Here is a 15,986-nt window from a genome sequence, read left to right as displayed (position 1 = left end):
TTTGGCTTCACGCAAAGAGGAAGAGCTATGAGCAGCAAGACCTGGACGGCTGTCGACGACTACATCGTTTCTTCTCTTTTCGAAGCGGATCCCGTGCTGGACGCGGTCCTTGCGGCCAACCGCGACCGGGGCCTGCCGGCGATCGACGTTTCGGCCGCGCAGGGCAAGCTGCTGTCGCTGCTGGTACGCATCCGCGGCGCGAGGAAGGTGCTCGAGGTCGGCACGCTCGGCGGCTACTCGACCATCTGGATGGCAAGAGGACTGCCGGCGGACGGCAAGGTAGTGACACTGGAGCTCGACCCGCACCACGCCAAGGTCGCGCACTCGAATTTCGAGCAGGCAGGGGTTTCCGACAAGGTCGACCTGCGTGTCGGACCGGCGCTTCAGTCGCTCGCCGCGCTGGAGGGCGAAAACGCCGGACCGTTCGACCTGATCTTCATCGACGCCGACAAGCCGAACAACCCGAACTATCTGACCTGGGCCATGAAGCTGTCGCGATCAGGCACGGTCATCGTCTGCGACAACGTCATCCGCGTCGGCGCGGTCGTGAAAAAGAACAGCGGCGACGCCAATGTCGAAGGCGCCCGCGCCGCGTTTTCGTTCATCGGCGGTAACAACCGTCTGGACGGCACGGCCATCCAGACGGTTGGCGCCAAGGGCTATGATGGATTTGCGATCGCAATCGTAGAGTGACGCGAGCTGGCGTCAGCCTTAATCGAAAAACGCCTCGACCACATTGCGCTTGCCCAACATGAACGCGTCGGCGACGTGCTGCAGCGGCGCGAGGTCGACATCGGAAGTTCCGGCGCGAACGATCTCGGCGAAGCGCTTGTAAAGCATCGGATATTCGGCTTCCGGCTCGTCATGGACGATCTTGCCGTCGATGGCGAGCTTCGCGCCGCCGCCGGACAGGACCATCTTGCCCTTGTCGGTTTCGGCCAGGATGTCCCAGCTCTGCGGGCCGGTCTGCAGCCAGTCGAGCTCCATCGTCACCGGCAGGCCGTTCGAGGTGCGGAAGGCGACATGCGCCGCGACCGGCGCCGCGCGATTCTCCGGAAAGTCGAGCACGGCCGAAGTGATGAACATCGGCGGCAGGATGTGGGTGGCGATCGACAGTGCATTGATGCCCGGATCGAACACGCCGAAACCGCCCGGTTCCCAGATCCATTCCTGGTTGGGATGCCAGCGGCGCACGTCTTCCTTCCAGTTGATGGCGGCTGACGTCAGCCTGGCCGAGGCGAGGAAAGCGCGCGCGGCCTCGACAGCCGGCGCGTAGCGCGAATGCCAGCTGGCAAAAAGCGAAACACCGTTCTTTTCGGCGAGCGCCTTGAGGTGCTCGACTTCGCTCACCGTGGCGCCCGGAGGCTTTTCCAGGAACACATGCTTCTTGGCTTCCAGCGCGGCGCGCGCGGCGTCGTATCGGAACTGCGGCGGCATGCAGAGTGAGACCGCCTCCAGACCGGGTTCAGCCGCAAGCATCGCCTCGATGCCGGGATAGTTTGGAATGCCGTCGACCTTGCCGTGGCGGCTGGCCGCGGCGGTGAACTGGTAATCGCCATTCTTGGCAACCGCCGGCAGGTGCTGGTCGCGGACGATCTTCCCGACGCCGACGATGCCGAGCTTGATGGGATTGCTGGTCATGGGAACTCCGGAAAGGGAAAGAGAGTGAATGATTAAGCGACGAGCGGTTGACCGATAGGCCGGGGAAGGGACGTTGCGCCGAGCGGCGAGATCAGAACGGCTCGTCGAAGGTGACGATCGAGACCTCGCCTTCGAGCGCGCCCTGATAGGCAGACAGATGCGGCTCGTCGTCGGGCTCGCCTTCCATGTCGCCGATCTGGTCGAGCTCGGCCTCCGCGAATCCCTCCGCGGCGAGCGATTCGAGCGCGCGGCGCACGGCAGAATCATCGTCGGGTGCCACCAGCATCACATGCACGCCCTCAGGCTTGCCGCCCTTTTTCTTCCAGACCCGTCCGGTGATGATGGTGACCGGCCGTTCTTCGTTGTCGTTCACGGGCTGATTCCTCGTTTGCCGGGAGATTGCCCGGCTTAAGCCGCCTTTTGGCACGAAGCCGGCGTGGAAGACAGCCGCAAGCCGGTCACTTTCTTCCTCGCTCTTGAAAAAAGACGCAAGAAAATTACATGCGTTTTGCGCATGGCTGCCACGCCCCGGATTGACCGCAATATTTGCCGTTGCGGGGTTGACGGGCAATGGCCTTACGAGTAGAAGCCGCGACGTCAGAACCGATGTGAGGCTCTCCTGTCCGAAGCGACACGCTTTGGAGTTTGCCTCAAACAGGGTTCGTTTTACGAGCGAAAAGACATTTCCGGCGCGCATGAAGCGGCTTCCGCTTCCTCTGCAATTTGTTCGGGCAGGACCGCGAGGCGCGGTGTGTTGCCCGAATTTGCGTATGGAAATGACGCTTTGAGCGGCCCTGACAGGGCAGACACGGAATTGAGAGACAAGAGGGTTTAATGCCTACCGTCAACCAGCTGATCCGCAAGCCGCGCCTGGCGCCGGTGAAGCGAAACAAGGTCCCGGCCATGCAGCAGAACCCGCAGAAGCGGGGCGTCTGCACGCGCGTCTACACCACGACGCCGAAGAAGCCGAACTCGGCGCTGCGCAAGGTGGCCAAGATTCGGCTGACCAACGGTTTTGAAGTGATCGGCTACATCCCGGGCGAAGGCCACAACCTTCAGGAGCACTCGGTGGTCATGATCCGCGGCGGCCGCGTCAAGGATCTGCCGGGCGTCCGCTACCACATCATCCGTGGCGTGCTCGACACGCAGGGTGTGAAGAACCGCAAGCAGCGTCGTTCGAAATACGGCGCCAAGCGTCCGAAGTAAGGGTTTTCCGATGTCCCGTCGTCACAGTGCAGAAAAGCGTGAGATCAATCCGGACCCCAAGTTCGGTGATCTCGTCGTCACCAAGTTCATGAACGCCGTCATGTATGACGGCAAGAAGTCGGTTGCCGAGACCATCGTCTACGGCGCGCTCGACCAGGTTCAGTCGAAGACCAAGCAGGAGCCGGTCACCGTCTTCCATCAGGCGCTCGACAATGTCGCGCCGCATGTGGAAGTGCGCTCGCGTCGCGTCGGCGGCGCCACCTACCAGGTTCCTGTCGACGTGCGCCCCGAGCGCCGTCAGGCTCTGGCCATCCGCTGGCTGATCGCCGCCGCCCGCAACCGCAACGAGACCACCATGGTCGACCGCCTCTCGGGCGAGTTGATGGACGCGGCCAACAACCGCGGCACCGCCGTCAAGAAGCGTGAAGACACCCACAAGATGGCAGAAGCCAACCGCGCCTTCGCGCACTACCGCTGGTAAAGCGCGAACGAGACTGAGAGGCAACCTCCCATGGCCCGCGAATACAAAATCGAAGACTACCGCAATTTCGGTATCATGGCGCATATCGACGCTGGCAAGACGACGACCACCGAGCGCGTCCTGTATTACACGGGCAAGTCGCACAAGATCGGCGAAGTCCATGACGGCGCTGCCACCATGGACTGGATGGAGCAGGAACAGGAACGCGGCATCACCATCACGTCCGCCGCGACCACGACCTTCTGGAAGGGTCGTGACGGCAAGATGCGCCGCTTCAACATCATCGACACTCCCGGACACGTCGACTTCACCATCGAAGTCGAGCGTTCGCTGCGCGTGCTCGACGGCGCCATTGCGCTGCTCGACGCCAACGCCGGCGTGGAGCCGCAGACCGAGACCGTGTGGCGCCAGGCCGACAAGTACCACGTGCCGCGCATGATCTTCTGCAACAAGATGGACAAGATCGGCGCCGACTTCTACCGCTCGGAAGAGATGATCGGTTCGCGCCTCGGCGCGCAGGCCGTCGTCATGCAGCTGCCGATCGGCGCTGAGACCGAGTTCAAGGGCGTCGTCGATCTCGTCGAGATGAACGCGCTCGTCTGGCGCGACGAAACCCTGGGCGCTGCCTGGGACGTCGTCGAGATCCCGGCCGACCTCAAGGCCAAGGCCGAGCAGTATCGCGAGAAGATGATCGAAGCCGCCGTCGAGATGGACGAGACCGCGCTCGAGAACTACCTCGAAGGCAAGATGCCGTCGAACGACGAGATCCGCGCGCTGATCCGCAAGGGCACCATCGCGGTCAAGTTCTTCCCGATGTTCTGCGGCTCGGCCTTCAAGAACAAGGGCGTGCAGCCGCTGCTCGACGCCGTCGTCGAATACCTGCCGTCGCCGATCGACGTGCCGGCCATCAAGGGCGTCGACGCCAAGACCGACGCCGAGATCGAGCGTCATGCCGATGACAATGAGCCGCTGTCGATGCTGGCGTTCAAGATCATGAACGACCCGTTCGTCGGTTCGCTGACCTTCGCTCGCATCTATTCGGGCAAGCTCGCCAAAGGCACCTCGCTCGACAACACGGTGAAGGGCAAGAAGGAGCGCATCGGCCGCATGCTGCAGATGCATGCGAACTCGCGCGCCGACATCGAGGAAGCCTATGCCGGCGACATCGTCGCTCTGGCCGGCCTCAAGGACACGACCACCGGCGACACGCTTTGCGATCCGCTGCATCCGGTCATCCTCGAGCGCATGGAATTCCCCGATCCGGTTATCCAGATCGCCATCGAGCCGAAGACCAAGAACGACCAGGAAAAGATGGGCCTCGCGCTGCATCGCCTGGCGGCTGAGGATCCGTCCTTCCGCGTCAAGACCGACGAGGAAAGCGGCCAGACCATCATCGCTGGCATGGGCGAGCTGCATCTCGACATCATTGTCGACCGCATGCGTCGCGAGTTCAAGGTCGAAGCCAATGTCGGCGCGCCGCAGGTGGCTTATCGCGAGACGATCACCCGCACGCACGAACAGGATTACACGCACAAGAAGCAGACCGGCGGTACTGGCCAGTTCGCTCGCGTCAAGATCATCTTCGAGCCGAACACCGAGAGCGAAGAGTTCGTGTTCGAGTCCAAAATCGTCGGCGGTGCGGTTCCGAAGGAATACATCCCGGGCGTCGAGAAGGGCATCAACAGCGTCATGGGTTCCGGCCCGTTCGCCGGCTTCCCGATGATCGGCGTCAAGGCGACGCTGATCGACGGTGCCTTCCACGACGTGGACTCCTCGGTGCTGGCGTTCGAAATCGCCTCCCGCGCCTGCTTCAAGGAAGCCGCTCCGCGCCTCGGCGTGCAGCTTCTAGAGCCGATCATGAAGGTCGAGGTCGTGACGCCCGAAGATTATGTCGGCGGCGTCATCGGCGACCTCAACGGCCGCCGTGGTCAGATCCAGGGTCAGGAAGCGCGCGGCGTTGCCGTCGTCATCAACGCGATGGTGCCGCTCGCCAACATGTTCAAGTACGTCGACAATCTGCGTTCGATGTCGCAGGGCCGCGCCCAGTACACGATGCAGTTCGACCACTACGAGCCGGTTCCGACCGCGGTCGCCCAGGAAGTTCAGAAGAAATACGCGTAACTCGAGCGGGTTGCACGAGACCTTAATTCAAGGCCCGCACGGGCAAGCAGGATTGGAGAGATCACATGGCAAAAGGTAAATTCGAGCGCACCAAGCCGCATGTGAACATTGGCACGATCGGCCACGTCGATCATGGCAAGACGTCGCTGACGGCGGCGATCACGAAGTATTTTGGCGAATACAAGCGCTATGACCAGATCGACGCGGCCCCGGAAGAGAAGGCGCGCGGCATCACCATCTCGACGGCGCATGTCGAGTACGAGACGGCCAACCGTCACTATGCCCACGTCGACTGCCCCGGCCACGCCGACTATGTGAAGAACATGATCACCGGCGCTGCCCAGATGGACGGCGCGATCCTGGTCGTGTCGGCCGCCGACGGCCCGATGCCGCAGACCCGCGAGCACATCCTGCTTGCCCGTCAGGTCGGCGTTCCCTCGATCGTGGTGTTCCTGAACAAGGTCGACCAGGTCGACGACGCCGAGCTGCTCGAACTGGTCGAGCTCGAGGTTCGCGAGCTTCTGTCGAAGAACGAGTTCCCCGGCGACGACATTCCGATCGTCAAGGGCTCGGCGCTGGCCGCGCTCGAGGATTCCAACAAGACCATCGGCGAGGACGCCATCCGCGAGCTGATGGCTCAGGTCGACGCCTACATCCCGACGCCGGTTCGCCCGCTCGACAAGCCGTTCCTGATGCCGATCGAGGACGTGTTCTCGATCTCGGGCCGCGGCACGGTGGTGACCGGCCGCGTCGAGCGCGGCATCGTCAAGGTCGGTGAGGAACTGGAGATCGTCGGCATCCGTCCGACCACCAAGACGACCTGCACGGGCGTCGAAATGTTCCGCAAGCTGCTCGATCAGGGTCAGGCCGGCGACAACATCGGCGCGCTGCTGCGCGGTGTCGACCGTGAAGGCGTGGAGCGCGGCCAGGTTCTGGCCAAGCCGGGTTCGGTCAAGCCGCACAAGAAGTTCGTGGCCGAAGCCTACATCCTGACCAAGGACGAAGGTGGCCGTCACACGCCGTTCTTCACCAACTACCGTCCGCAGTTCTACTTCCGCACCACGGACGTGACGGGCATCGTGACGCTGCCGGCCGGCACCGAGATGGTGATGCCTGGCGACAACATCACCGTCGACGTCGAGCTGATCGTGCCGATCGCGATGGAAGAGAAGCTGCGCTTCGCCATCCGTGAAGGCGGCCGCACCGTCGGTGCCGGCATCGTCGTCACCATCAAAGAATAATTGGACTGAAACCGATCTGTCGCGGGCGCGGGAGCTGCCCGCGCCGCGCCAGAACAAGGAATTGACGCATGAACGGACAGAATATCCGCATCCGCCTTAAAGCGTTTGACCACCGGGTGCTCGACGCCTCGACTCGCGAAATCGTGTCGACCGCCAAGCGCACCGGCGCCAACGTCCGCGGCCCCATCCCGCTGCCGACGCGGATCGAAAAATTCACGGTCAACCGGTCGCCCCACGTCGACAAGAAGAGCCGCGAGCAGTTCGAGATGCGCACGCACAAGCGTTTGCTCGACATCGTCGATCCGACCCCGCAGACGGTCGATGCTTTGATGAAGCTCGATCTGGCCGCCGGTGTCGACGTCGAGATCAAGCTCTAAAGGAATGAGAGCGCGGTAAGGGGCGGTGCCCCTGGCCCGGAACTCTAAAGGAATTGAACCGATGCGTTCAGGTGTGATTGCAAAGAAGGTGGGAATGACCCGCATCTATAACGATGCCGGGGAACACGTTCCCGTCACCGTTCTCCAGATGGAGAACTGCCAGGTCGTGGCTCAGCGCACGCAGGAGAAGAACGGCTACACCGCCGTCCAGCTCGGCGTTGGCCTTGCCAAGGTGAAGAACACGTCGAAGGCGATGCGCGGCCATTTCGCCGCCGCTTCGGTCGAGCCCAAGGCCAAGGTCGCGGAATTCCGCGTCTCCGCCGACAACATGATCGACGTCGGCGCCGAGCTGACCGTCGAGCATTTCGTCGCCGGCCAGAAGGTTGACGTCACCGGCACTTCGACCGGCAAGGGTTTCCAGGGCGTGATCAAGCGGCACCACATGGGTGGCGGCCGCGCCACGCACGGTAACTCGGTCTCGCACCGCACGCACGGTTCGACCGGCCAGCGCCAGGACCCCGGCAAGGTGTTCAAGGGCAAGAAGATGGCCGGCCACATGGGCGACACCCGCGTGACCACGCAGAATGTCGAGGTCGTCTCGACCGACGCCGACCGCGGCCTGATCCTGATCCGCGGCGCGGTTCCCGGCGTCAAGGGCGCCTGGATCCTGGTTCGTGACGCTGCCAAGGTTGCGCTGCCGGCCAATGCGCCGAAGCCTGCCGCGATCCGCGCCGCTGCCGCCAAGAACGAAGCCCCGGCCACTGAGGGAGCCGAATAATGGATCTCAAGATCACAACGCTGGGCGGCAAGGACGCCGGCAAGGTGAAACTCTCCGAGGAGATTTTCGGCCTTGATCCGCGCGAGGACATCCTGCAGCGCGTCGTGCGCTGGCAACTCGCCAAGAAGCAGCAGGGTACGCACAAGGCCAAGGGTCGCGCCGAGATCGCGCGCACCGGCGCCAAGATGTACAAGCAGAAGGGTACGGGCCGCGCCCGTCACCACTCGGCTCGCGCTCCGCAGTTCCGAGGCGGTGGCAAGGCGCACGGCCCGGTCGTTCGCAGCCATGAGCACGAACTGCCGAAGAAGGTCCGCGCCCTCGGCTTGAAGCATGCTCTGTCGGCCAAGGCCAAGAGCGCTTCCATCATCGTCATCGACGAGCTGAAGCTCGCCGAGGCCAAGACCAAGACGCTGGCGGCGAACCTCGAGACGCTGGGGCTGACCAACGCCCTGGTGATTGGCGGCGCCGAGCTCGACCAGAACTTCAAGCTGGCGGCGACCAACATTCCGAACATCGACGTGCTGCCCATCCAGGGCATCAACGTCTACGACATTCTGCGCCGCGGCACGCTGGTCCTTTCCAAGGCCGCCGTCGAGGCTCTCGAGGAGCGCTTCAAATGACCGACCTTCGTCACTACGACGTGATCGTCTCGCCGGCGATCACCGAAAAGTCGACCATGGCTTCCGAGCAGAACAAGGTCGTCTTCAACGTCGCCAAGAAGGCGTCGAAGCCGGAAATCAAGGCAGCCGTGGAAGCTCTCTTCGGTGTCAAGGTGACGGCAGTGAACACGCTCGTCCGCAAGGGCAAGATCAAGCGCTTCCGCGGCACGGTTGGCCGCCAGGGCGACGTCAAGAAGGCGGTAGTGACGCTGGCCGACGGCCAGTCGATCGACGTCGCGACGGGTCTCTGAGCAAGGCCGCGAGGACAGGACAATGGCACTTAAGAAATTCAACCCGGTAACGCCGAGCACCCGCCAGTTGGTCATCGTCGACCGCTCGGGCCTCTACAAGGGCAAGCCCGTCAAGGGCCTGACCGAAGGCCTGACCAAGTCGGGCGGCCGCAACAACTACGGCCGCATCACGGCCCGCTTCATCGGCGGCGGTCACAAGCGTTCGTACCGCATCATCGACTTCAAGCGTAAGAAGTACGACGTCGTCGGCACGGTCGAGCGTATCGAATACGATCCGAACCGCACCGCCTTCATCGCGCTGATCAAGTATGACGACGGCGAGCTGTCCTACATCCTGGCCCCGCAGCGCCTTGCCGCCGGCGACAAGATCGTGGCCGGCGAAGCGGTCGACGTGAAGCCGGGCAACGCGATGCCGCTGGCCTCGATGCCGGTCGGCACGATCGTCCACAACATTGAGCTGAAGCCGGGCAAGGGCGGCCAGGTCGCCCGTTCGGCTGGCGGTTACGCCCAGCTCGTCGGCCGCGACCAGGGCATGGCGATCCTGCGCCTCAACTCGGGCGAGCAGCGCGTCGTGCACGGTTCCTGCATGGCCACCGTGGGCGCCGTGTCGAACCCCGACCACGGTAACATCAATGACGGCAAGGCTGGTCGCACCGTGTGGCGCGGCAAGCGTCCGCACAATCGCGGCGTGACCATGAACCCGGTCGACCATCCGCATGGCGGCGGCGAAGGCCGCACCTCGGGCGGCCGTCATCCGGTTTCGCCCTGGGGCAAGCCGACCAAGGGCAAGAAGACGCGGTCCAACAAGGCGACCGACAAGTTCATCCTGCGCTCGCGTCATCAGCGCAAGAGCTAAGAAGAGGTAACGCCAAGTGACTCGTTCGATTTGGAAAGGCCCCTTCATCGACGGCTACCTTCTCAAGAAGGTGGACAAGGTTCGTGAAGGTGGTCGCAATGAGGTGATCAAGATGTGGAGCCGTCGCTCCACCATCCTGCCGCAGTTCGTCGGCTTCACCTTCGGTGTCTACAACGGCCAGAAGCACGTCCCGGTCTCGGTGAACGAGGACATGGTCGGCCACAAGTTCGGTGAATTCGCTCCGACCCGGACCTATTACGGTCATGGCGCGGATAAGAAGGCGAAGAGGAAATAATCATGGGCAAGGCCAAAGCTCCGCGCAGGCTTGCTGATAACGAGGCGCGTGCCGTTCTGCGCACGATCCGTATCAGCCCGCAGAAGCTGAACCTGGTTGCCGCGCTGATCCGCGGCAAGAAGGTCGCGACAGCGCTTTCCGACCTCGAATTCTCGGCCAAGCGGATTTCCGGCACGGTCAAGAAGACGCTGGAATCGGCGATCGCCAACGCGGAAAACAATCACGACCTCGACGTCGACGCGCTGGTCGTGGCGGAAGCCTATGTCGGCAAGTCGATCGTCATGAAGCGTTTCCACGCTCGTGGCCGCGGTCGCGCCAGCCGTATCGAAAAGCCGTTCTCGCACCTCACGATCGTCGTTCGTGAAGTCGAGGAAAAAGGGGAGGCCGCATAATGGGCCAGAAAGTCAATCCGATCGGGCTGCGTCTCGGCATCAACCGTACCTGGGATTCGCGCTGGTTCGCGAACACCGGCGAGTACGGCCAGCTGCTGCACGAGGACCTCAAGATCCGCAAGTATCTCGAGAAGGAACTCAAGCAGGCCGCGATCTCCAAGGTCGTGATCGAGCGTCCGCACAAGAAGTGCCGCGTCACCATCCACGCCGCGCGTCCGGGCCTGATCATCGGCAAGAAGGGCGCCGACATCGAGAAGCTGCGCAAGAAGCTGACCGAGATGACGAAGTCCGAAACGCACCTCAACATCGTTGAAGTGCGCAAGCCGGAAATCGACGCCACGCTGATCGCCCAGTCGATCGCCCAGCAGCTCGAGCGCCGCATCGCGTTCCGTCGCGCCATGAAGCGTGCCGTTCAGTCGGCCATGCGTCTCGGCGCCGAAGGCATCCGCATCAACTGCTCCGGCCGTCTCGGCGGCGCCGAAATCGCACGCATGGAGTGGTACCGCGAAGGCCGCGTGCCGCTGCATACGCTGCGCGCCGATGTCGACTACGGCACGGCCGAGGCGAACACGGCTTACGGTATCTGCGGCGTCAAGGTGTGGGTGTTCAAGGGCGAGATCCTCGAGCACGACCCGATGGCCTCCGAGCGTCGCGCCACCGAAGGTGATGCAGCGCATGGCGGCGGTGGTGGTGAGCGTGAACGCGGCCGTCGTCGCGAGAACGCCTGAGACATTTGAGAATTTGGAGTTAGAACGATGCTGCAGCCAAAGCGCACAAAGTTCCGTAAGCAGTTCAAGGGCCGTATCCACGGTACCGCCAAGGGCGGCACCAATCTGGATTTCGGCGGTTTCGGACTGAAGGCGCTTGAGCCGAACCGCGTCACCGCGCGTGAGATCGAGGCGGCCCGCCGCGCGATCACCCGCGAGATGAAGCGCGCCGGCCGCGTCTGGATCCGGGTGTTCCCGGATCTGCCGGTCACCTCGAAGCCGACCGAAGTCCGCATGGGTAAGGGCAAGGGCGCCGTCGACTACTGGGCGGCGCGCGTCAAGCCCGGCCGCATCATGTTCGAGATCGATGGCGTCAGCGAGGAGACCGCGCGTGAAGCGCTGCGTCTCGGCGCCGCCAAGCTCTCGGTCAAGACGCGCTTCGTGCAGCGCATCGCAGAATAAGGACAGGCGATCATGAAAGCCGAAGACATCCGGACCAAGACCCAGGATCAGCTGACCGACGACCTGGCAGCCCTCAAGAAGGAGCAGTTCAACCTGCGCTTCCAGAAGGCCACCGGCCAGCTCGAAAAGACCGCGCGCGTGAAGCAGGTCCGCAAGGACATCGCGCGCATCAAGACCATCGCCGCGGAAAAAGCCGCGGCCAAGAAGGCTTAAGGACGAGAACCATGCCAAAGCGCATCCTGCAGGGCACCGTCGTCAGCGACAAGAACGAGAAGACGGTCGTGGTCAAGGTCGAGCGTCGCTTCACCCATCCGGTGATGAAGAAGACCGTGCGTATGACCAAGAAGTACAAGGCGCACGACGAGAACAACGCCCACAAGGTCGGCGACCAGGTGTTCATCCAGGAATCGAAGCCGATTTCGAAGGACAAGCGCTGGGTTGTCGTCTCTTCGGATCAGGCTTGATCCGGGCGAACGAACCGAATTTTGGACAGACCGGGGAGGGGTGAGAGCACCCGTCCCGTGAAAAAAGAAGAAGGCGGCCAGTCATGATTCAGATGCAAACAAACCTCGACGTCGCGGACAATTCCGGCGCCCGTCGTGTCATGTGCATCAAGGTGCTGGGCGGCTCGAAGCGGAAGTATGCCTCCGTCGGCGACATCATCGTGGTGTCGATCAAGGAAGCCATTCCGCGCGGCCGCGTTAAGAAGGGCGACGTGATGAAGGCGGTCGTGGTTCGCACGGCCAAGGACATCCGCCGCCCGGACGGCAGCGTGATCCGTTTCGACAAGAACGCGGCCGTTCTCGTCGACAATAAGAAAGAGCCGATCGGCACCCGTATCTTCGGACCGGTTCCGCGCGAGCTGCGCGCCAAGAACCACATGAAGATCATCTCGCTCGCGCCTGAAGTGCTGTAAGGAGCCGGACCAATGCAAAAGATCAAAAAAGGCGACAAGATCGTCGTGCTTGCCGGCAAGGACAAGGGCCGTTCGGGCGAAGTCCTGTCGGTGCAGCCGAAGGAAGACACCGCGGTCGTCCGCGGCGTGAACCTCATTCGCCGTCACCAGAAGCAGACCCAGTCCCAAGAGGGCGGGATCATCACCAAGGAAGCGCCGATCCACCTGTCGAATATCGCGCTGGCCGACCCCAAGGATGGCAAGCCGACCCGCGTCGGCTTCATCGTCCAGAAGGATGGCAAGAAGGTGCGCGTCGCCAAGCGTTCGGGAGAAGTCATCAATGGCTAAGTCTGAAACCAAGCAGGCAGCTGCCAAGAACGAGCCGCGCCTCAAGAAGGTCTACAACGAGACCATCCGCAAGGCGATGCAGGAGCAGTTCGGTTACGACAACGACATGCAGGTTCCGCGCATCGACAAGATCGTGCTGAACATGGGTGTCGGTGAAGCGACCGGCGACTCCAAGAAGCCCTCGGTCGCGGCCGAGGATCTCGCGATGATCGCCGGCCAGAAGGCCGTCGTCACCCGTGCCCGCAACTCGATTGCCGGCTTCAAGGTGCGCGAAAATATGCCGATCGGCGCCAAGGTCACGCTGCGCAAGGAACGCATGTACGAGTTCCTCGACCGCCTCGTGAACATCGCGCTGCCGCGCGTTCGCGACTTCCGCGGACTGAACCCGAAGAGCTTTGACGGCCGTGGCAACTACGCCATGGGCATCAAGGAACACATCGTGTTCCCGGAGATCAACTACGACAAGGTTGATCAGGTCTGGGGCATGGACGTCATCGTTTGTACGACGGCGAAGACGGACGACGAGGCCAGGGCTCTGCTCAAGGCCTTCAACTTCCCCTTCCGCCAGTAACGGCAGCGAAAAAGGAAAAATCTGAAATGGCAAAGACCAGCTCAGTCGAGAAGAACAACCGGCGCCGCAAGCTCGCCGACCAGTACGCCGCCAAGCGCACGGCGCTCAAGGCCATCATCATGGATCAGTCCAAGCCGATGGAAGAGCGTTTCCGCGCCCAGTTGAAGCTTTCGGCGCTGCCGCGCAACTCGGCCAAGATCCGCATCCGTAACCGCTGCGAAGTCACGGGCCGTCCGCGCGCCTACTATCGCAAGCTGAAGCTTTCGCGTATCGCGCTTCGCGATCTGGGCAATACCGGCCAGATCCCGGGCCTGGTCAAGTCGAGCTGGTAAGGAGACACTGAGATGTCATTGAGCGATCCTCTCGGCGATATGCTGACCCGCATCCGCAACGCCTATGGCCGCAAGAAGTCGAGCGTCTCGACTCCGGCCTCGCGTCTGCGCGCCCGCGTCCTCGAAGTGCTGAAGTCGGAAGGCTATATCCGCGACTACAGCCAGACCGATTTCGAAAACGGCAAGTCCGAAATCGAGATCGAGCTGAAGTATTTCGACGGCGCTCCGGTCGTGCGCGAAATCGAGCGCGTCTCGAAGCCTGGCCGCCGCGTCTATGTCTCGGCCAAGTCGATCCCGCAGGTCGCCAACGGCCTCGGCATCGCCATCCTTTCGACGCCGAAGGGCGTCATGGCCGACCATGAAGCGCGCGAGCAGAATGTCGGCGGCGAGATCCTCTGCCAGATCTTCTGATCGGCCAAGAGATTGATGAATGGGCTTCGGTTCTCGGGATCGCGCCCGGGAACTGGAACCTGAAACCAAAGAAGTGACGAGGACAACAAAATGTCTCGTATCGGAAAGAAACCCGTTTCGCTGCCGCAGGGCGTGACCGCTTCCGTCAACGGCCAGACCGTGACGGCGAAGGGCCCGAAGGGCGAGCTGAAGTTCGTGGTGAACGACGAAGTGCTGGTCAAGATGGAGAACAACGAGATCTCCGTCCAGCCGCGCGACCAGACCAAGAACGCACGCTCCAAGTGGGGCATGTCGCGCACGCAGATCGTCAACATCCTGCAGGGCGTGAAGGACGGCTTCGAGAAGAAGCTCGAGATCACCGGCGTCGGCTATCGTGCGGCGCTGCAGGGCAAGAACCTGCAGCTGGCGCTCGGCTTCAGCCACGACGTGGTCTATCAGACGCCGCAGGGCATCACCATCACGGTGCCGAAGCCGACCGAAATCACGGTTTCGGGCATCGACAAGCAGCAGGTCGGCCAGGTCGCCGCCGAGATCCGCGAATATCGCGGTCCGGAGCCGTACAAGGGCAAGGGCGTGCGCTATGCCGACGAGCGCATCGTGCGCAAGGAAGGCAAGAAGAAGTAAGATTTACACAGCCGCGGGGAGCGGCCGCGGGAGGCCTGGCCTACCGCACAGGGTTGCCCCCGTTCTCTGAAGGCAAGGAACCGACATCATGGCAAGCCCCAAAGAAACCATCCAGCGCCGCGCGCAGCGCGTCCGCCGCCAGCTGAAGAAGGTCGCCGGTGCGCGTCCGCGGCTTTCGGTGCACCGCACATCGAAGAACATCTACGTCCAGGTCATCGACGATGCCAACGGCCACACGCTGGCCGCCGCCTCGACGCTCGAGAAGGACCTCAAGGGCTCGCTCAAGACCGGCGCCGACACCGCTGCTGCCGCTGCGGTCGGCAAGCTGATCGCCGAGCGTGCTTCGAAGGCCGGCGTCAAGGAAGTCGTCTTCGACCGCGGCCCGTACATCTACCACGGCCGGGTCAAGGCGCTGGCCGAGGCTGCCCGCGAAGGCGGTCTCAGCTTCTGATTTTAAACCGTCGGCGACCCGAAATGCGGCGTCGGCAAACAGCAACCCGTGCTTCCGGAAAAGAACAAGGAACAGGATATGGCACAGGAACGTAGAGAAGGCGGCCGCGGCCGCGAGCGTGAACGCGAAGAGCGTGACGACGGCATGGTGGACAAGCTCGTCCACATCAACCGCGTCGCCAAGGTGGTGAAGGGTGGCCGTCGTTTCGGCTTTGCCGCTCTCGTCGTCGTCGGCGACCAGAAGGGCCGCGTCGGCTTCGGCCACGGTAAGGCGCGCGAAGTGCCGGAAGCGATCCGCAAGGCGACCGAATCGGCCAAGCGCGACATGATCTTCGTGCCGCTGCGTTCGGGCCGCACGCTGCATCACGACGTCGAGGGCCGTTGGGGCGCCGGACGCGTTCTGTTGCGCGCCGCCAAGCAGGGTACCGGCATCATCGCCGGTGGTCCGATGCGCGCCGTATTCGAGACGCTCGGCATGCATGACGTGGTCGCCAAGTCGATGGGTTCGTCGAACCCGTACAACATGGTCCGCGCCACTTTCGACGCGCTGAAGAGTCAGATGCATCCGAAGGATGTGGCTGCCGCGCGCGGCATCAAGTACTCGACCCTTCAGGCCCGCCGCGGCACCGCCGTTGCGGCTGAAGAATAGTCGACGCTGACCAGGGATTTAGACCATGGCCAAGAAAGCTACCAAGACCATCACCGTCGAGCAGATTGGTTCGCCGATCCGCCGGCCGAAGGAGCAGCGCGCGACGCTGGTCGGCCTCGGCCTCAACAAGATGCACAAGCGGCGCACGCTGGAAGATACCCCTTCCGTGCGCGGCATGATCGCTGCCGTTCAGCATCTCGTCCGCGTCGTGGACGAGGCCTGAACCGAAGCGCAGGAGA

Annotated in this window: 27 protein-coding genes; 25 read left to right on the top strand and 2 right to left on the bottom strand. The window is 62.9% G+C overall.

Annotation, left to right across the window (positions count from 1 at the left end):
* Positions 1 to 27: 27 nt before the first annotated feature.
* Entirely contained in the window at positions 28 to 693 is a 666-nt protein-coding gene (locus DPM33_RS22540) for an O-methyltransferase (protein ID WP_112099615.1), read from the top strand.
* 18 nt (positions 694 to 711) lie between these two features.
* Here DPM33_RS22540 and DPM33_RS22535 read toward each other — a convergent pair whose 3' ends face one another.
* Both DPM33_RS22535 and DPM33_RS22530 read right to left on the bottom strand, forming a co-directional pair.
* On the bottom strand, positions 712 to 1,641 hold the full coding sequence (locus DPM33_RS22535; RefSeq protein WP_112099614.1) for a Gfo/Idh/MocA family protein: 930 nt from the start codon (positions 1,639 to 1,641) through the stop codon (positions 712 to 714).
* 91 nt (positions 1,642 to 1,732) lie between these two features.
* Positions 1,733 to 2,014 (bottom strand): transcriptional regulator, encoded by a 282-nt coding sequence (locus DPM33_RS22530; RefSeq protein ID WP_112099613.1) that lies wholly within the window; start codon positions 2,012 to 2,014, stop codon positions 1,733 to 1,735.
* A gap of 461 nt (positions 2,015 to 2,475) precedes the next feature.
* Between DPM33_RS22530 and rpsL the strand changes: the two genes are divergently transcribed.
* The 24 genes from rpsL to rpmD all read left to right on the top strand — a co-directional run bounded on the left by rpsL (position 2,476) and on the right by rpmD (position 15,970).
* Complete coding sequence (gene rpsL, locus DPM33_RS22525) at positions 2,476 to 2,847, top strand: 30S ribosomal protein S12 (protein ID WP_006202128.1); 372 nt, start codon at positions 2,476 to 2,478, stop codon at positions 2,845 to 2,847.
* A 10-nt stretch (positions 2,848 to 2,857) separates the two neighbouring features.
* Positions 2,858 to 3,328 carry a 30S ribosomal protein S7 gene (gene rpsG / locus DPM33_RS22520; RefSeq protein WP_112099612.1) on the top strand — a complete coding sequence of 157 codons (471 nt, stop codon included), beginning with the start codon at positions 2,858 to 2,860 and terminating at the stop codon, positions 3,326 to 3,328.
* 30 nt (positions 3,329 to 3,358) lie between these two features.
* Positions 3,359 to 5,449, top strand: coding sequence for an elongation factor G (gene fusA, locus DPM33_RS22515; protein WP_112099611.1), 2,091 nt, complete (start codon positions 3,359 to 3,361; stop codon positions 5,447 to 5,449).
* Positions 5,450 to 5,514: 65 nt separating this feature from the next.
* Complete coding sequence (gene tuf / locus DPM33_RS22510; protein ID WP_112099610.1) at positions 5,515 to 6,690, top strand: elongation factor Tu; 1,176 nt, start codon at positions 5,515 to 5,517, stop codon at positions 6,688 to 6,690.
* Between the two features lie 68 nt (positions 6,691 to 6,758).
* A complete protein-coding gene (rpsJ, locus tag DPM33_RS22505; protein WP_006205468.1) occupies positions 6,759 to 7,067 on the top strand; it encodes a 30S ribosomal protein S10 in 309 nt (102 codons plus the stop codon).
* 61 nt (positions 7,068 to 7,128) lie between these two features.
* Entirely contained in the window at positions 7,129 to 7,845 is a 717-nt protein-coding gene (gene rplC, locus DPM33_RS22500; protein WP_095765515.1) for a 50S ribosomal protein L3, read from the top strand.
* Positions 7,845 to 8,465, top strand: coding sequence for a 50S ribosomal protein L4 (gene rplD / locus DPM33_RS22495; protein ID WP_112099609.1), 621 nt, complete (start codon positions 7,845 to 7,847; stop codon positions 8,463 to 8,465). The genes rplC and rplD overlap by 1 nt, the downstream gene beginning before the upstream one ends.
* Complete coding sequence (locus tag DPM33_RS22490; protein ID WP_112099608.1) at positions 8,462 to 8,755, top strand: 50S ribosomal protein L23; 294 nt, start codon at positions 8,462 to 8,464, stop codon at positions 8,753 to 8,755. Before rplD ends, DPM33_RS22490 begins: the two co-directional genes overlap by 4 nt.
* Before the next feature lie 22 nt (positions 8,756 to 8,777).
* Positions 8,778 to 9,611, top strand: coding sequence for a 50S ribosomal protein L2 (gene rplB, locus DPM33_RS22485; protein WP_095818138.1), 834 nt, complete (start codon positions 8,778 to 8,780; stop codon positions 9,609 to 9,611).
* Between the two features lie 16 nt (positions 9,612 to 9,627).
* Entirely contained in the window at positions 9,628 to 9,906 is a 279-nt protein-coding gene (gene rpsS, locus DPM33_RS22480; protein ID WP_006205463.1) for a 30S ribosomal protein S19, read from the top strand.
* A 2-nt stretch (positions 9,907 to 9,908) separates the two neighbouring features.
* Entirely contained in the window at positions 9,909 to 10,298 is a 390-nt protein-coding gene (rplV, locus tag DPM33_RS22475) for a 50S ribosomal protein L22 (RefSeq protein WP_010909277.1), read from the top strand.
* A complete protein-coding gene (gene rpsC, locus DPM33_RS22470) occupies positions 10,298 to 11,026 on the top strand; it encodes a 30S ribosomal protein S3 (RefSeq protein ID WP_095818137.1) in 729 nt (242 codons plus the stop codon). The genes rplV and rpsC overlap by 1 nt, the downstream gene beginning before the upstream one ends.
* A gap of 27 nt (positions 11,027 to 11,053) precedes the next feature.
* Complete coding sequence (gene rplP, locus DPM33_RS22465) at positions 11,054 to 11,467, top strand: 50S ribosomal protein L16 (protein WP_027170364.1); 414 nt, start codon at positions 11,054 to 11,056, stop codon at positions 11,465 to 11,467.
* 12 nt (positions 11,468 to 11,479) lie between these two features.
* Positions 11,480 to 11,680 carry a 50S ribosomal protein L29 gene (gene rpmC, locus DPM33_RS22460; RefSeq protein ID WP_040983026.1) on the top strand — a complete coding sequence of 67 codons (201 nt, stop codon included), beginning with the start codon at positions 11,480 to 11,482 and terminating at the stop codon, positions 11,678 to 11,680.
* Between the two features lie 11 nt (positions 11,681 to 11,691).
* On the top strand, positions 11,692 to 11,931 hold the full coding sequence (gene rpsQ, locus DPM33_RS22455; protein WP_023675136.1) for a 30S ribosomal protein S17: 240 nt from the start codon (positions 11,692 to 11,694) through the stop codon (positions 11,929 to 11,931).
* Between the two features lie 83 nt (positions 11,932 to 12,014).
* On the top strand, positions 12,015 to 12,383 hold the full coding sequence (gene rplN, locus DPM33_RS22450; protein WP_006205457.1) for a 50S ribosomal protein L14: 369 nt from the start codon (positions 12,015 to 12,017) through the stop codon (positions 12,381 to 12,383).
* Positions 12,384 to 12,395: 12 nt separating this feature from the next.
* Positions 12,396 to 12,710: a 50S ribosomal protein L24 gene (gene rplX / locus DPM33_RS22445; RefSeq protein ID WP_112099607.1), complete on the top strand. Its 315-nt coding sequence runs from the start codon at positions 12,396 to 12,398 to the stop codon at positions 12,708 to 12,710.
* Positions 12,703 to 13,281, top strand: a complete 579-nt coding sequence (gene rplE, locus DPM33_RS22440) for a 50S ribosomal protein L5 (protein WP_112099606.1) — start codon at positions 12,703 to 12,705, stop codon at positions 13,279 to 13,281. The genes rplX and rplE overlap by 8 nt, the downstream gene beginning before the upstream one ends.
* A gap of 26 nt (positions 13,282 to 13,307) precedes the next feature.
* Positions 13,308 to 13,613 carry a 30S ribosomal protein S14 gene (gene rpsN / locus DPM33_RS22435; RefSeq protein WP_042642199.1) on the top strand — a complete coding sequence of 102 codons (306 nt, stop codon included), beginning with the start codon at positions 13,308 to 13,310 and terminating at the stop codon, positions 13,611 to 13,613.
* 12 nt (positions 13,614 to 13,625) lie between these two features.
* Entirely contained in the window at positions 13,626 to 14,024 is a 399-nt protein-coding gene (gene rpsH, locus DPM33_RS22430; RefSeq protein WP_042642201.1) for a 30S ribosomal protein S8, read from the top strand.
* 90 nt (positions 14,025 to 14,114) lie between these two features.
* A complete protein-coding gene (rplF, locus tag DPM33_RS22425; protein WP_112099605.1) occupies positions 14,115 to 14,648 on the top strand; it encodes a 50S ribosomal protein L6 in 534 nt (177 codons plus the stop codon).
* An 88-nt stretch (positions 14,649 to 14,736) separates the two neighbouring features.
* A complete protein-coding gene (gene rplR / locus DPM33_RS22420; protein WP_042642205.1) occupies positions 14,737 to 15,099 on the top strand; it encodes a 50S ribosomal protein L18 in 363 nt (120 codons plus the stop codon).
* 78 nt (positions 15,100 to 15,177) lie between these two features.
* Positions 15,178 to 15,747 (top strand): 30S ribosomal protein S5, encoded by a 570-nt coding sequence (gene rpsE / locus DPM33_RS22415; RefSeq protein WP_027046810.1) that lies wholly within the window; start codon positions 15,178 to 15,180, stop codon positions 15,745 to 15,747.
* A 25-nt stretch (positions 15,748 to 15,772) separates the two neighbouring features.
* Entirely contained in the window at positions 15,773 to 15,970 is a 198-nt protein-coding gene (gene rpmD, locus DPM33_RS22410) for a 50S ribosomal protein L30 (RefSeq protein WP_027170355.1), read from the top strand.
* Positions 15,971 to 15,986: the final 16 nt, after the last annotated feature.

Origin of the sequence: Mesorhizobium hawassense, assembly GCF_003289945.1 — a bacterium.
Classification (GTDB): domain Bacteria; phylum Pseudomonadota; class Alphaproteobacteria; order Rhizobiales; family Rhizobiaceae; genus Mesorhizobium; species Mesorhizobium hawassense.
Note: the sequence above shows the minus strand (reverse complement) of the source record. Positions and strands in the feature narration are given on the sequence as shown.